The organism is Pseudoalteromonas sp. XMcav11-Q (assembly GCF_040104525.1).
GTDB lineage: Bacteria > Pseudomonadota > Gammaproteobacteria > Enterobacterales > Alteromonadaceae > Pseudoalteromonas.
Map to the genome: position 1 here is coordinate 221615 of NZ_JBECOX010000008.1, position 16840 is coordinate 238454.

Annotated in this window: 6 protein-coding genes (1 of these 6 only partly in view); 3 read left to right on the forward strand and 3 right to left on the reverse strand. The window is 45.0% G+C overall.

Going from position 1 to position 16840, the window contains the following annotated elements:
• From ABMY45_RS14770 to ggt, 3 genes are all read right to left on the reverse strand, one after another.
• A protein-coding gene (locus ABMY45_RS14770) for an amino acid adenylation domain-containing protein (protein WP_349289072.1) crosses the window boundary here: on the reverse strand, positions 1 to 8456 show its 5' portion. The gene continues 1471 nt to the left of window position 1, outside the view; 8456 of the gene's 9927 nt are visible here — the first part of the coding sequence; the start codon lies at positions 8454 to 8456; its stop codon lies off the left edge, out of view.
• 722 nt (positions 8457 to 9178) lie between these two features.
• A complete protein-coding gene (locus ABMY45_RS14775; protein ID WP_349289073.1) occupies positions 9179 to 11194 on the reverse strand; it encodes an amidohydrolase family protein in 2016 nt (671 codons plus the stop codon).
• A 112-nt stretch (positions 11195 to 11306) separates the two neighbouring features.
• The gene (ggt, locus tag ABMY45_RS14780) at positions 11307 to 13001 is read right to left on the reverse strand and encodes a gamma-glutamyltransferase (protein ID WP_349289074.1); all 1695 of its coding nucleotides are present in this window, start codon (positions 12999 to 13001) and stop codon (positions 11307 to 11309) included.
• 263 nt (positions 13002 to 13264) lie between these two features.
• On the opposite strand from ggt, the gene ABMY45_RS14785 reads away from it, so the two are divergent.
• The 3 genes from ABMY45_RS14785 (at position 13265) to ABMY45_RS14795 (ending at position 16839) form a co-directional block, all read left to right on the forward strand.
• A complete protein-coding gene (locus ABMY45_RS14785; protein ID WP_349289075.1) occupies positions 13265 to 15727 on the forward strand; it encodes an EAL domain-containing protein in 2463 nt (820 codons plus the stop codon).
• A gap of 126 nt (positions 15728 to 15853) precedes the next feature.
• Positions 15854 to 16288, forward strand: coding sequence for a zinc uptake transcriptional repressor Zur (gene zur / locus ABMY45_RS14790; RefSeq protein ID WP_010368795.1), 435 nt, complete (start codon positions 15854 to 15856; stop codon positions 16286 to 16288).
• Positions 16289 to 16368: 80 nt separating this feature from the next.
• Positions 16369 to 16839, forward strand: coding sequence for a chemotaxis protein CheX (locus tag ABMY45_RS14795; RefSeq protein ID WP_010607100.1), 471 nt, complete (start codon positions 16369 to 16371; stop codon positions 16837 to 16839).
• Position 16840 lies beyond the last annotated feature (1 nt).

Consider the following 16840-nt stretch of genomic DNA (forward strand, 5'->3'; position numbering starts at 1 on the left):
CTGCGAGTCGAACTTTTGGCAATTTCTTCTGCATCGCTATCCATACAGACTCGTTTGAAACGACCGAGATTGAATAACGCAGACTCTGCACTGCTGGCATCACACAGCACAACACTCACTTTGGCATCCTCTAAGATATGCGCGATGCGCTCATCGGGGAACGTTAAATCAAGCGGTAAAAATGCCGCTCCAGCTTTCATCACCGCCATGAGTGCTACCAACAGCTCCGCCCGGCGTGGTAATGCCACCGCCACGATACTATTGGGCGTTACCTGCTGCTTCATCAAGTAGTGAGCGAGTTGGTTAACACGCGAATCTAGTGCCTCATAACTGAGACTCACATCATCCGTTACCAGTGCCGTACGTGCGCTGCAACGCGACACATTGTGCTGCCAAGTTTCAACGAAACTCGTCGCGACCTTAACCGATTTCTCTTGCTGTAGCGGTAACTCAACCAATCGATACACATCATCACTACTTTGTATCAGCTCATTTTGAGCCCCTATCGGTGTGTTGCCTTGAACCTGCGACAGCAAATGGACAAACTTAGCCACGTACTGGGTCATTAATTCAGTATCAAATTTCGCCGTGTGATATTCCACTAACAGTGACCACTGTCCCGCAACACAGGTCATATTTGTCGTCAGTTCAAATTGGCCAAATTTAGCGACACTTGGCTGTACCTCAACTTCTAACCTGTTAAAGCTCGGCAAAGTAGTAACTTTATCTAGATTAAACAAAGTACTAGGTAGAATTAGCTGTTCATCGGCAAGGCTTGCATACGGATGAGTTTGGTGATCAAAGGCATCAAGTAAGGTGTTTTGCACCCGCTGTACCAGCTCACCGATAGTGCTAAGGCCTGCTATATCCACCACAATGGGTAAGATATTGGTGCAATAACCCAGTAAGGCTTGGTCGAGTAACTCAGGCTCAAACTGCGATGCTAGTCGTTGCCTATCTGATACCGGCACTCCTACACTTATCACAGTCTGGCCGCTTAACTTGTGTAGCCACAAGCAATACAGTGCAAGCATGGTTGCAAATTGCCCACAACGCAAAAATTGAGCTAGGGTCTCAGTGTTTCGGATTGCACTCGATGAAATGGGTAATGTGAGCTGATTAACTTGGTATGAAGCCACGCTCAGCGCTGTTGATTTTGGTAGCGCAAGTGGTGTTGAACTCGCTAAGCACTGATGCCAAAAAGCTTGGTTTTTTGCAGCTTCTGGTGAATGCGAATATGCCTGCAAGCTATCAACATAGTGACTAAAGGAGACAGCTCGGCTTGCCACCTCATTTTGTTTTGCATCTTGATTGTAGCGCTCAGCGATTGCTGCCAGCACCATTTGTAGTGAAAGCCCATCGCAGATCACATGATGGGCTACAACACTTAGATAGTGCTGCGCTTTGCCATCACTCAACAGCGTCACTCTACAAAGTGGGTCTTTTGCAAAGTCAAATGGTTGATAACGCAGCGCGGATAACCGCGTTTGCAATGTTACTTGGTCGTCCTCACTCCATGGCTCAACATGCAACTCGGCTTTTTCCACTCGGCAATATTGCATTAAGCGGTCACTATCGACACCAAAACGCAAGATTGGGAAGTCGCGGCAGACCGCGGTAACGGCTTGTTGCAGCCGCGGTAAATCGAGCTTGCCGGAGAGCTTTAATATCGCTTGTAGTTGATATGCACTCGCTCCATCACTTGAGGTCAACGCCATCGCTAATAGCTGCTGCTGGCTATGGCTAAGTGGAAATGCAGCATCGTCATCACTTTGACTCGTTTCACCAAAGTAGCCCGCACGTTTTAAGCTAAGTACACTGGCTTCAACTGCGTTTATCACCGCTGCAATGTCTTCATCTGTATGGGCGGCACTGAAAAAGCAGTTTCGCCCTTCCCAGATAAACACACCGCGCTCTAGCATTTCATAAAAGAACACATCAAGATTTTGCGAAAAGCGAAAACGGAATAATGAGGCAAACGCTTCTATTCGAATGGGTACGTCATGGGTTTCAAAAAACGCATTGAGATGTGCTTTAAATGCCGCGGTTTTGTCGTTGATCCCTTGTTGTAACGTTGGACCTTGCGACTTAATAGCTTGCAACACCGCTTTGGCGCTCGCCATGGTCATTGGATGTTTGCAGAAAGTCCCGGCAAAGAAGGTGGTATCGGTCAAAGGGTAGGAGTCATCTCCGTATTGCCAATTTCCTCCGTCAATGGCATCGAGATAGGTAGCGGCCCCCGCGACTACACCGATAGGCATACCACCACCGACGATTTTGCCATAGGTTGCCATATCGGCCTTAACCCCTATCAAGCCTTGAACACCACCGGGATGTGCTCTAAAGCCAGTGATCATTTCGTCAAAAATGAGGGCAATACCATACGCTTCGGTAAGCGTACGTAGTTTACGTAAAAACGCCCAAGGCTGATTTTCAGGATGACGGCTTTGTACCGGCTCAACAATCACCGCGGCAATATGTTGCGCCTCTCGGGTAATAACCTCTAGCGCCTCATCATCACCATAAGGTAAAACGAGATTATCGGCGATTGCGCCATAACGCACTCCAGCACACATTGCCTCTACGCCTTGCTCTGGCGACTCAGTTGCTAAAGTACCATCATAGTGACCATGATACGCACCTGAGAACTGAACAATTTTATCGCGTTTGGTCACCGTTCTTGCCAAGCGTAGCGCCGTCATGACCGCCTCTGTACCAGAGTTACAAAACGATGCCCGCTCAAGCCCAGTCAGCTCACAGATAAGTGCAGCAACCTCAGGCGCATCAGGACTTGCAAGCCCCAGTTGCATCCCGGCTTCAAGCTGTTGCGCCAGCGCTGCTTTGATAAAATCAGGATTATGACCAAATAAGTTAGTACCAAAGTCCATGGTGATATCAATATAGCGATTATCATCGATATCCCAGATATATGCGCCCTCACAGCGCTTAGAAAACACCGGATAAAGTAGCTCTTTGCTCGACAGTCTAAAACCCGCCGATGCTCGGCAATCCGCAAGGCGTGCGCGATATTTGCTCACTAGCGCTTTTGAACTGTGCGTTTTCGCAATGTAAGAGTCACTCAATGCAGCAAGATGTTGACGCATGGCTGGGCTGCTATTGGCACGCTGCACTTGCTTTTGCTGTGCGCCTGGTAATACAGATTGGGCTCTGCTTGGCTGGGTTTTTGATACCAAGGTTGTTGTCGAGGTGACAGCACTGCTTTCAACTTTCACGCCCTGTATATGGCGTAACTGCTGCCCCACCACCGCTTCTAACGCGGCTCTCGCTTCAGCGCTGGTCACTGTGCTTGCCGCCTGCAATTGCGCCTGATAGACAGCGACGAGTGTGTGGTTGTCAGCCTCTACTGCACTACCTTTTGGCGTATCAGTCGTTACCGATACAGGTGATGGCAAACTGCCAGCTTGTTGAGGACTTTGCGGCACTTTGAGATAGTCACTATGGCTTTGAATATAGGCCACTAACTTATCGACATCGCTAAGCTCTTGATAAAATTGACGAACACTAAACTCTAAACCGAATTCCCGCTCATATACTCTAACGGCCTGCATGATCATCAACGAATCAACCCCCATTTCTAGCAAAGGGAGGTTGGTTTGGATAGCATTAGCGGGCATCGATAAGAGTCCCGCTAGGGTATTGAGCACAAAGCTGCGGATCTGAGCATCACGGTCACTTGTATCCACCACAGTCAGAGCTTCGGGCTGTGATTGTTCAGTACCAAAAATCCAGTATGAGCTGCAATCAAATGGATATTGCGGCAAGCTCGCTCTAGCGCTCGGACGATTGCCATACACCTGTTGCCATTCGAGCGGCCCGCCTAAGTCGAGGTATGTGCCCAAACACTCGGCGAACCTCTTGCTGTCATCGCCTTTGGGGTGCAATACATGAGCATAATTGAGCGCTTTGTTATTGCTGTTTTCTTGTAGTAAGCCACTCAAAATAGGTTTGGGACCAAGCTCAATCGCTAAGCCATGCTCTAGTGACTCAAGCGCAGTTACACAGTCAACAAAGCGAACCGGTGCCTTAATTTGTTCAACCCAATACTCGGCCGTAGCGATAAGTGTAGACTCCACTTGCCCCGTCATGGATGAAACAAAAGGCAGCCGAGGCTGTTGGAATCTAACCTGTTCAGCGACTTCCCTAAAGGCCTCTAGCATGGGGGCCATCAATGGAGAGTGGAAAGCGTTTGCCGTATGCAGCGCTTTTACTTTAATTTGCTGTGCTGCAAGCACGTCACTGAGGGCTGTGATTGCTTCATCAGCACCGGAGAATACTACCCCAGCCTCACCATGGAAGGCTGAGATCACCACTTGCTCCTGAATCTCACTCAAGCAATTACGTGCGGTTATTTCATCACATCTTGCGGCGATCATGCTGCCTTTTATCGGTAATTCATGCATTAGTTGACCACGCGCTGCAATCAACTCAACACCATCTCGAAGCGAGAACACGCCAGCAATACAAGCCGCTGCATACTCACCAACGCTATGACTGAGTAGCAGGGATGGCTTCACCCCATAATGCATCAATAAGTTTGCCAAGCTGTATTCAACGGCAAACAAGCTCACTTGCGTCCAACGGGTTTGTGCCAGCAGTTCACTATGCTTTTCATCGAATAACACATCCAACAGGCGTGCTCCAAAGCGCTCGCCAATCAGGCTGTCAATGTCATCTAAGTGACTGCGAAACACTGCGTGGTGTTGATATAAAGAGAGGGCCATCAAGGGGTATTGTGAACCTTGTCCGGTGAACAAAAGCGCAACTTCTGGTGCAGTATTTGCCGAGGACTGTTCAGCAATAATGGAACTATTCAGTTGCGAAATAAGTGCTTCTCTACTCACACCACTAAACGTTTTATGCACACCTTTAAGCGGCACTTGCTCGGCATTTTGTGCGCAGAAGTCATCAAATGCTTGAGGAGTCAGACTCGACAATCGTTCACTATAGTGACCAGCAAGTTGCTGCAATGCAGCTTTCGATTTAGCAGCGAGAGGCAATAGATAAAACGAAGGTGGTGTTACTTCAGCTTGTGTGCTGGGTTCAAGTACAGGCGCTTGTGCGCAGATCACATGTGCATTAGTACCACCAAAACCAAAAGAGCTTAATCCAGCGGCTCTTATCCCCCCTTGTTGTACAGACCATGTCTGCATGTTTTGCGGCACCATAAATGGGAGCTTTTGCCATGGGATATGCGGATTTAACACCTCACTGTAACGCTGCGCAGGAATTTGCCCATGCTGTAAACACAGTAGCGTTTTGATAAGCCCAGCAATACCCGCACCGGATTCAAGGTGACCAATATTCGCTTTTACCGCACCGAGAATAACCGGATCATGACGACTATGATGTTCTCCATACGTGCGGTTTAATGCTGTGATCTCGATAGGATCGCCAAGCTCCGTACCCGTGCCATGGGTTTCCACATAGTGGATATCTCCCGCCTGCATCTTGGCATTATCAAGGGCGGCATTGATCACAGCCTGTTGCGCGGCACTATTTGGCGCGGTAATGCCATTGCTGCGGCCGTCTTGATTAATTGCACTGCCTTTGAGTACACCAACAATTGGGTCGTTGTCTGCCATGGCTTGTTGTAGCGGCTTTAGCATCACCACCCCAACTCCTTCACTTCGCACATAGCCATCCGCTGCCTGTGAAAAGGTTTTGCAATGGCCGTCTGCTGCCAACATTTGTGCGTTTTCACAGGCCTTAGTCACATCATCGCTCAGAATAAGATTAACGCCCGCCACCAACGCCGCGTTCGTTTCTCCATTTCTTAGTGCTTGAATTGCATGATGAAGTGCCACCAGCGATGACGAGCACGCCGTATCAATCGCCACGCTCGGGCCAGTAAAATTAAAGCTATAAGAAATACGGTTTGCTGCAATGCTCAGTGCTGTGCCCGTGCCTAAATACGCGGTACTTTTTTGCTGTTGTTGCGACAATAAAAAGTAATCATTTTGCGATATACCGACATACACGCCAATATTGCTACCTGCGAGCGTGGCGGGTTGGTAACCGGCATGCTGTATAGCGTGATAAGTCGTTTGGAGCAGTAATCTATGTTGTGGGTCGATATGCTTAGCTTCGAGTGGCGAGATGCCGAATAATGCAGCATCAAACTCATCGACATTCTCTAAATAGCCACCGAGTCGGTCGGCTTCAAGATTCGGGCAAAGCTGCTGGCGCTTAGGATCTGGCGTGGTGATCCCATCGCCCTGTTGGCTTAACAGCTGCCAAAATGCATCTAATCCATTTGCTAAAGGATAACGACAGGCCATGCCAATCACGGCAATATCTGTATCCGCAATATCTTCAGTTCGGCGAGAGGCTTGCGTATTATTCGCTTGCTCAGTGGTACCTTTCGACTCGTTAAGCTCTGTCTGCCCTAGAGCTTGGGTTAGCGTACTAAACTGACTTAAATACTGGGCTAGTTCGCGAATGGAGGGATATTCGTAAAGTACCGTAGGCTCAAGGTCTAGCTCGTGTACTTCCATTAACTCCCCTGAGATCCGCACCGCTTTCATCGAATCCACACCTAATGCCAAGAATGGCGCGTCGATATCCAAACTACGCGCGGGCTTATCTATTTCTTGTGCGACTAACTCTTGTAATAACCGCTGAATTTGCTGTAGTGACGATGAGGATGATGGCGCTTCAAGTTGTTGTGACGTAGCTTCTTCACGGACACGCGCAATTACTTCAAAATTATTGGTTAAATAACTGCGTTTATTCTCTTGGCGCTGAATTTTACCGCTCGATGTTTTATGAATGCGACCAGGCTTTATCAATACGATGTCATAAGGCGTAATGCCGTGGTGCTCAACGATCGCAGCGGTGATCTGCTGTAATACCTGCTCAGCATTTAACTTTCTTAGTGCAGTACGCTTTACTTGTTGTACTATCACTAAACGCTCTTCATCACCATTAGCGGCGACCGAAAACGCTGCGCCGCCATTTTGTTCTAAGCTATCGCTTGCTTGTGTAACTGTAAGCTCTATATCTTGCGGGTAGTAGTTTTTACCGCGGAAGATAAGCACATCTTTGGCGCGTCCTGTAACGAACAATTCCCCACGCTGGATAAAGCCTAAATCACCAGTACGGAGATAAGCCCGCTCGTCAGCACCTTTAATTCTGGCATGAAATGTAGCCTCGGTTGCCGCTGGGTTATTCCAATATCCCTTTGCTACACTTGGACCAGTTACCCAAATTTCTCCGGTTTCACCATCATTGCATGCTTCAAAAGACTCTGGGTTAACAATCGCAATGCAATGCTCGCCCCAACTCACGCCAGAAGATACAGCGTAATAAGGTTGCTGTTCATCAGCCACATCTAATGCATAAAACGCATCTACTGTATCTTCATCTGCGACTTGTTCGGCTATGCCCTGCTGTAGCTTGGCTGCATCAATACGTAATATCTTTGGCTTTTCTAGAAGATGTCCACCAGTTGCAAATAAAGTGGTTTCTGCCATGCCGTAACAAGGTGCGATACTCTCTCTTTGTAAGCCACACACTTTAAACTTTTGATAAAAGCGCTCTAACGTGCTGGCACGCACTGGTTCTGCGCCATTTAATGCCGAGCGCCAATGGGACAAATCTAAGTCTTTAAGGTCTTCATCTTTGACGGTGTCCACACACAGATCATAGGCAAAGTTTGGCGCACTTGACGTTAATGCTTTGGTTTGTGAAAGCAGTTTTAGCCAACGTAGTGGTTTTTGCAGGAAATAAGCCGGATTCATCAGCGCAGCTGTCGCACCGATATAAATTGGGTGCATTATGCCAAAAATCAGTCCCATATCATGGAAATGAGGCAACCAACTTACAATCGCAGAGTTGCTATTGTGACCAAACGCTTCTTTCATTAGCGCCTGATTATCAAGAATATTGTCGTGAGTTACCATTACGCCTTTAGGTGTGCCCGTCGAGCCTGAGGTATATTGCAAAAATGCTAGTTGCTCACCACGGATTTGTGCACGAGGCCACTGTTGAGTCGTCGATTTAAGTGCAATGTTATCGGTAGTAAATAGTGCTAACTGCGCTAGACTTGGCTCAGAATCAAGCAATGGCTTGGCGATTTCATTGATCTTTTCACTGGTAAGTGCACCTTTGGCACCTGCGTCTTCGATGATGGCGCGCAGACGATCAACATTTTGATTCTTTTTAGGAGGATAAACCGGTACCGCAATTATCCCGGCGTATAAACACGCAAAAAAGGCTTCAATAAATTCAAATCCAGAGTTGTACAGTAATAATGCTCTGTCACCCGGTTCAAAATATTCACTCAATGTCTCAGCAATAGAGGCTGCACGCTCATGCAGTTCTTGGTAGGAAATGGTTTTACTTGGTAATGCCTCATCGTAAAAATACTGATAGGCAATCTCTTGAGATCGAGTACGCGCTAAACCCGCGAGTATAGTAACAATATTTGTATTCATGCCATCCCCATAACTTGGTTGGGATTCCTTTGGCAACAGCGCGAGCAGTATCAATTTGGCTTGCGACAGTTAACCATCAGTAACGTTGTAAAAAACCAATCAATTACTTAACCGCAACAAACACAGGACCCACTGAAGTAGGAGAACGTTTGTAGGGTATATCTATAAAGGTTAACTAACCGCTAAAACCACGAGCCAAGTTAATCAACAGCACCTTTTGCTATTTGCTTGCAGCATATATACAACATTGCTGTAATTACTCACTGTCACTTTAACGCTTGAATATGGCAACTTTTTTACCATCCTTGTACGCGAGGGTGACGACATCAAAGTCTCAAATAGAGTTATAAAAAAGACCATACCGAAGCTGGTAAAACGCACACAATTTATATGGCTTCACATCAACGACTCGTGATCTGTACTGAAAAAGGCTAGCACAAGAAACTGATAAATAAACCGCTTTATTAACAAAAAAGTAAATTTATCCATTACACAAGATTACACCAAACCGTTTTTAGGAATTTTTTATTAGGTAGTAACAGGAAAGCCAGAACATTTTGTTTGTTTTTTAAACAAACTTCTGTTTTAGAAACACTTTTGATAAAACTCAGAAATACAATTTAGTCTGATATCGAGGTAACGAAAATAAAACCAGTGCAAGTGTTATATTTTTTGCACTGGTTTTATAGCATCAAACTATTACTTTTGTGATGTGCTTAATATTACTTTAGCGAAGGCGAGGTAGTGAACGGCTTAACGCCAATCGCTTGGTAAATTTCAGCAGGCTTAAACGCTTGCTCACCTTTGATCACCAATGTCGCTTTTTGCAGTGCTGTTATATCCTTAAGTGGATCGCCATCGATCAACACTAGATCTGCCACTTTGCCTTTGGCAATTGAACCGGTTTGATGCGCAACCCCCATCAATTTAGCACTCTCAAGCGTTGCCATATTCAGCACATCGGCCGCAGGAATGCCCGCATCAACGTAAAGTGCTAGCTCACGGATCAAGGTAAAGCCTGCAATATTATCCGTTCCAGGTACCATTGGAACACCAGCATCATAGAGCTTTTTCAGCATTTTTTGCATTGCTTCACCTGACTCTTGATAGCTCAGTTTAAACTGTTCATCAACATGCATCTCAGCCCCTTTTAAACCGCGAGCGAATGCAATTGGCATATGCTCTGAAATAGCAGCAAATTCCGGATTGATCTTTTGATCTTCTGCCATCAATAAGCTTCTGAATGTAGATACGGTAGGATCCACAACGATGCGCTTATCACTTAGTAACTTGATGAATGCATTCATCTCTGGACTATCAAGTGATAAGCCAGAGGCTTGCTCTCCCATCAGTGAAAACCGTTTTTGTGTTCTGGTATCCACTTCTTCACCAGCAAGGAAATTAAGGAATAGCATATTAATGTGCTGAATCTCATCATAACCATTTTCAATGGCTTGCTCTGCCGTCATAAACGCGGGCACGTGACCGCTAAGCCTCAATCCACGGCTATGTGCACGTTCAGAAATAGGCTTTACCCAGTTCGGATCGATAGAAGAATAGAGCTTCACTTGAACATAGCCATTATCGGCAAAGAAATCGACCGTCTCGAGCGCTTCTTCCAATGACTTCACACTTAAGCCTGCTGAGTTTTCGCTGAATTTATCCATAAAGCCAGCACGATATACACGCGAGCCCAACACCTGATTGGTATTAAATAGTGCTTCAATTTCCATAATATTGTCGTGCTCGTTACCCATGTCTCTAACGCTGGTAACACCGTTCGCAATATTTAAAATACCGTTCTCTTTTGATAAATGACCGTGCATATCCCAAAGCCCAGGGATCAAGGTTTTCCCTTTTCCATCAAGGCTAACCACGCCATTTTGCTTTTTAATATGTTTAGCAATTTCTACAATCTTGCCATTTTTAATCAACACATCATGGTTTTTCAGCAGTTTTTTCTGCTCACCATCAAAGACGGCAACATTTTCAATAAGTAATGCAGGGACATCATGTGTCAGCTTGTTAGCGAGGTTTTCTAGATGTTGCTGTTCGGCTTGTTTTTGGATAGCCTCAAGTTCTTCGAACTGTGCTTTGGTGTAGCCGTCGCGCAAGACATACATTGGCCCCCAACTTTGCGCGAAATAGTTACCATCGTCGTCATACCATGCAAAATTAGGGGTAAGACTAAGGCCACTCGTTACTAATAGATGAACGGTTTGTTCCCCCAACTTCATCGTCTTCATTTTTTCGATAAGCATTTTACCTTGAGGGTAAACATCTAATTCGTATTTATTATTTTTTAGAACATAACGCATCGTCGCGTTATCTAGTGCAAGGTGGTTATTAGACGGTATGTAGAAATCGAGTGTCGCGTCAGCTTTAATGCCTGATTCATTGACACTTTTCCACTGCGCAATGCCTCTGTTATAACTAAACGTTTCATCAATTGTGGAGCCAAAAGCAGAACGTCCTTTAAGACTAAAATTGATGGGTAACCCTTTTTCATTCAACTTTAAGGTTTCATCAATTAAGATCCGACGGTTGTTCCAGCCAAACTCAATTTTGGCTGTATAGTTTTGCTCGTCGATTTTTTCTTGGCTTAGCGTACCAGCTAAGCCCTTTTCTGAGTAAACATTATTGATAATGGTGTCAGCAAATACTACCCAACTCTGCGTAGTTAAAAGCGCCGCAACGAGTGTCGACAAGGCACTTCGCTTTGTTATTATTTTTGTCATGTTATTGTTCCTTAAATTTCCGTTTAACGACAATAATATTACATCAAGATAACAAAAAGCGAAGTGCTTTAACTGTTACAATTCGTGTGGATTTCACTACCCAATCAGGCTTTTAGTAACCTGCTGCTTGGCCATCCTTTCTTGTTTCGGATGCACCATAGTACACTCCAGTTTTACCATCTCGCATAATCGCTTGATAACCGCCATAAGGACCAACTGCTTCTTGTAATTTGTGACCCTTTTTTATCAGCTCTCTACGGGTTTCCATCGAAAAGCCAGACTCGAGACTGATATACCCTCCATCCGTCATGATTTCACCGGTTGGCTGCGATGAACCACTATGCAAAATTCGAGGCGCATCGCCCGCTTCTTGTAGATTCATACCAAAATCAATCATGTTAATGAGGATCTGCGCATGCATTTGCGGTTGAGTCGCACCTCCCATCACGCCATAACTCATCCATGGTTTACCATCTTTTGTGACAAAGGCAGGAATAATGGTGTGAAATGGTCTTTTTCCCGGCGCATAACCGTTGTAGTGGTTTTTATCTAACGCAAATAGCTCGCCTCTATTTTGCAAGACAAAGCCAAGCTTAGCTGGAGTCATACCCGAGCCCATACCACGGAAATTACTTTGGATCAGCGACACCATATTCCCTTCTTTATCGGCAGTCGTAAGATAAATGGTATCCCCTTCTACAGGCCCTGCATGATCGCGTTTAGCTGCTTTATTTGGATCAATCAATGCACGCCTTTCGTCAGCATATGCTTGCGAAATAAGCGTCGCGACTGGTATCTCATTAAAGTCTGGATCGGCGTAGTATTTTGCTCTATCTGCAAAGGCAAGTTTTTTTGCTTCAACAAAGGTGTGAATATACTCTGGGCTGTCGAATCCCATTGCCTTGATATCATAGCCTTCTAAAATATTGAGAATTTGCTGGGCGGCAATGCCCTGACCATTGGGAGGTAGTTCCCATAACGTGTAGCCGCGATAATCAGCACTTACGGGGTCAACCCATTCACTGTGGTGCTCAGCCAAGTCTTGGTAACTTAAGTATCCACCATTGGCTTTCATGTAACGGTCGATTTCTTTAGCAATTTTGCCTTTATAAAAGGCATCGCGGCCTTTTTCTGCAAGTAACTCATAGGTATTAGCGAGTGCCGGATTCTTAAATATCTCTCCCTTTTTAGGCATTTCACCCTCAGGCATAAATACTTCTTTAAATCCGGAATATTGCTCACGGGCCGACACCGAGCGCTGCATGTAATAAGCAATCAACTCCGAAACTGGAAAGCCGCTTCTAGCGTAGTCGATACTGGGTTGAAGTAACTGTTTCATTGGCAGTTTGCCAAATTTTTTGTGCAGTTCAAACCAACCATCGACCGCACCGGGCACAGAAACAGGAAGCGGCCCATAACTTGGAATCGTATCTCCTTGCTGCTGTAACTTTGCTAGCGAAAGGCTTTTTGGTGAGCGCCCTGAAGCATTGAGACCAAATAACTTTTGTTGCTTCGCGTTCCACACAATAGCAAATAAGTCGCCACCGATACCGCAACCTGTAGGTTCCACTAGGCCAAGCATGGCATTGGCTGCAATTGCAGCATCTATGGCGTTTCCGCCTTGCTTCAATACCTCTATTGCGACTTGGGTTGCCAGTGGTTGAGAAGTTGCAGCCATACCCTGAGTTGCAATAACCTCTGAACGGCTAGCAAAAGCTTTTCCCGTGATCCTGTCATATGCGAGAGCCGCTGAGCTTACAGAAGCACATAGCATACTAACCAGTGTGCACTTAACGACCTTATTCATTATTTTTCTCTTTTGTTGTTTTCTTTTTAACCAATATAAAAAGCCAATTCGCTTACAGCAATTCATTTGCGGTCAAAGCGAAAGAAAACGAGATTGGACCTAATGCGAAAACTCAAGACACCATCGCCATAGCGCTCGCTCTGCCACAAGAGTTTTCCCTCAAATCTAATACAAGCTTTTGCAGCTGGACTACACTTAAATGTTGAAGTGCTGTGCAGAAAAAATAAACCTAATCGAGATCAGGATAATTGAATTGGTTATTTATGAGTAATCGGGTTATTTCTATAAACTTAAAACAAACATTGACTTGGGGCACGGTACTCTGTGGCTTGGTGATCTCGTCTTTTATTATCTCCATTTCATATGTTAACCAGCGAGACATGCTGCTCGAAAGCTATGAGGCTAGGCTGAGACAAAACTTTACGCATTTAGGTAGACATCTTTTCACTGAATTTGTGGAGGGCAACGATAATCAGATAAGTCTGACTCTCGAGGATTATTATTCTGACGGTAAATATAAAGCGCTCTTCCTTATTCAAGGAGAAACGCTCCTCAACGAAAGCCAACACTCAGCGGTTGGACTGCAAGTATTTAATCAAGTTATCAGTCAGGCGCAAGTGACAGCAACACTACGCACACTTGACCTCACTGTGGCATTTGACCCTAATCAGCAGCACTTTCTCGCAGCTATTCCCATTTCTCCTAAAGTGCCCGTCGCTGAGTCCGCTGATTTAGTTAGGCTGATTGCTATTTATGACGTAAGCACCGTTTTTCTTTCGTTAAAGCAACAGTTGATAACGAAGGCGAGTATTTTAGCGGTGTTTTTGATACTCATCATTATCGCGCTACTAAGCTTTACCCATTACTTCATTCATAAACCGATCAAAAGACTGATCCAAGTAGGCAATGCATTATCCACAAAGTCTTTGAGCAGTAGAGCCGACATTGTGGGACATGGCGAGCTTGGAGTCCTTGCCAAGCAATTCAATGTCATGGCACAAACGTTAGAAAAAAACTGGCAACAACAATTACAAAGCACCCAAGAATTACAGCGCCGTCACGCACTTATTAATAGTGTTTTTGAGGCATTACCGGATATTTTCTTTATAATCAATACGGATGGCACTATCTTAGAATGTCATACCGGAAAATCAGACGACTTGTATATGTCGCCTGAGCAATTTATCAACAAGAAAATGTCGGAAGTATTGCCCTCCCACGCAGCTAAACACTTTAGCCAAGCCATCAAGTCTGCCAATCAGCGCCACCAATTAACCCAAATAGAATATCCACTGACAATTGCTGATCAAGCGAAGCTATTTGAAGCTCGGTTATCTCCTATTCCAGGAACAGATCAATTGGTTATTGCAGTGCGAGATATCACCGAGAAAAAGCGTCAAGAAGAAGTCATTTTACATCACGCTTTTTATGACTCATTGACCGATTTACCAAATCGCTTTTTAGCGATGGAGCGGCTAGCGCAGCAACTGTTTGATGCCGAACGCAACGATGAGCTTGCGGTGGTGTTTTTTATAGATTTAGATGATTTTAAAAGGATCAATGATTCACTCGGTCACGAAACGGGCGATCAAATTCTCATCGCTTCAGGAAAAAGGCTCAAGCAATCGCTACGTGAGCAAGATACCGTGTCACGTCTTAGTGGTGATGAGTTTATTGTGTTGATGGGAGGATTTAAACATACTGCAGACATTACCTCAGTTGCCGATATGCTCATCAAACTTTTTCACCATCCCATTATTGTCGACGATAAAGATTTTAATATTTCAGTCAGTATAGGCGTTGCTATCTATCCTTTAGACGCGAACTCCCCCCAAGAGTTACTTAGCTGCGCTGATACCGCAATGTACAATGCCAAAAGTAATGGTCGCAACAACTACTGTCTATTTAATCAAAAGATGAGTCAACAGTTGTCTCGGCGCATTGAAATTGAGGAAGCACTGCGCGTAGCACTAAATGAACACGAGTTAGAAGTGTTTTACCAACCTCAATTTTATATTGAAAACAGTGATGTATTTGGCGCGGAAGCTTTACTTCGCTGGCACAGTAAAACACTGGGTAATGTCTCTCCTGCGGAGTTTATTCCCGTTGCGGAACAAAGCGGTTTGATCATCGACATCGGATTGTTTGTGCTCTCAACGGCTATTAACCAAGCACACCAATGGCAGCAACACTTAGACTCCAACATCCGTATCGCAATCAATTTATCACCAAGGCAGTTTAAAGACCCAAGCCTTTTGAAACAGATTGAGCTATTAGTAAAAGACATCCCGATTGCCAATCGCTTTATCGAGCTGGAGATCACAGAAGGCGTACTGATCTCAGGACAGGCACAGGTAAAACAGACCCTAACCCAATTACATCAGTTAGGGTTTAAATTATCTTTGGATGATTTTGGTACGGGCTATTCGTCACTGAACTATCTCCGTCATTACCCCTTCGATTTACTCAAAATAGACCGCAGTTTTATCAGCGATATGCTCACCACTCACGAGTCTAAAGCGTTAGTTAAAACCATTATTGCCATGGCGCATAATTTATCGATGAAAGTAGTCGCCGAAGGCGTGGAGACACTGGAGCAATTGCGTTTATTGCAGCAGCTAGAGTGTGATTTTGGTCAAGGATATCTGATCAGCAAGCCGCTTTCTGCAGCACAATTTGAAAGCTTTTACCATACTAAGATCGAACCAGTTAAGCGTTCATCTTAGCAAGCAAAACAAACTTTAAAAGCAACATCGCTCCCGAATATCCACTTGAGATAATAAATCTGGGTAAACACAAGACTAATAAAAATAATATGTTAGTATTGCAAGGCAGTGTAAGGATTTTGAATCATGAATATAGAGTTACTAGTTAGCAAAGCCAAGCAAGTATGTGACAACCGTGGTGCACGATTTACTCCTATTAGAGAAAAAGTATTTAGACTACTCGCCTCTAAACAAGGTGGCGTTGGCGCATACGACTTACTTGAAGAGCTCAAGTTGACGGAAGCGGCTGCAAAACCAGCTACCGTATATCGTGCCTTAGACTTTCTTTCTGAGTTGGGTTTTATCCATAAAATAGAAAGCACTAATGCGTTTATGCTTTGCCATCACTTCGACCACACACATCCAGTGCAGTTACTGATCTGCGATAGTTGCGGTAACGTTCAAGAGTTACACTCAAACACGATTTCGCATGAACTGAACAGCCTAGCTGCGGAAACCGGATTTGTGGTTACAGAGCAAACCATCGAGGCTCATGGCCGTTGCGAAAAATGTAAAGATTAAGTGCAGTGAGTAAAAAAGCCCACTACACTTATCACTAAGAGCGACACTAATTTATTAAAAAAGCGTAAGGGAAAGTCAATATGAATGTAGAGTTCATCAACCCCTTTTTATCATCTCTAATCAATGTATTGGCTACAATGGCGCAAACAGAATTGACGCCGGGTAAGCCAAAAGTGAAGAAAGACGAAGTCGCACAAGGTGATGTATCGGGTCTGATTGGTATGGTTGGTCCACAGACAAAAGGGTCATTTTCGATCACCTTTGAAGAAAACTTAGCGCTAACCATTATGGAGCGTATGCTTGGTGAACGCCCAGACTCCATAAATGAAGACGTCACTGATATGGTTGGTGAAATCACCAACATGGTCACTGGCGGTGCTAAAAACCTGCTCGGCGAAAAAGGTTACGAATTTGATATGGCAACACCGGTTGTCGTTTCAGGCCCAGGCCATACCATCACTCATAAATGTGATGGTCCTAAACTTATTATGCCATTCACCTCTCCTGACGGTAATGCCAATATCGAAGTCAGCTTCGACAAACTCGCCTAAC

Bases quoted from the DNA above. Each gene is read 5' to 3' on its own strand.
- ABMY45_RS14775 (WP_349289073.1), bottom strand. From the start codon at position 11,194: ATGACAAAAATAATAACAAAGCGAAGTGCCTTGTCGACACTCGTTGCG.
- ggt (WP_349289074.1), bottom strand. From the start codon at position 13,001: ATGAATAAGGTCGTTAAGTGCACACTGGTTAGTATGCTATGTGCTTCT.
- ABMY45_RS14785 (WP_349289075.1), top strand. From the start codon at position 13,265: ATGAGTAATCGGGTTATTTCTATAAACTTAAAACAAACATTGACTTGG.
- zur (WP_010368795.1), top strand. From the start codon at position 15,854: ATGAATATAGAGTTACTAGTTAGCAAAGCCAAGCAAGTATGTGACAAC.
- ABMY45_RS14795 (WP_010607100.1), top strand. From the start codon at position 16,369: ATGAATGTAGAGTTCATCAACCCCTTTTTATCATCTCTAATCAATGTA.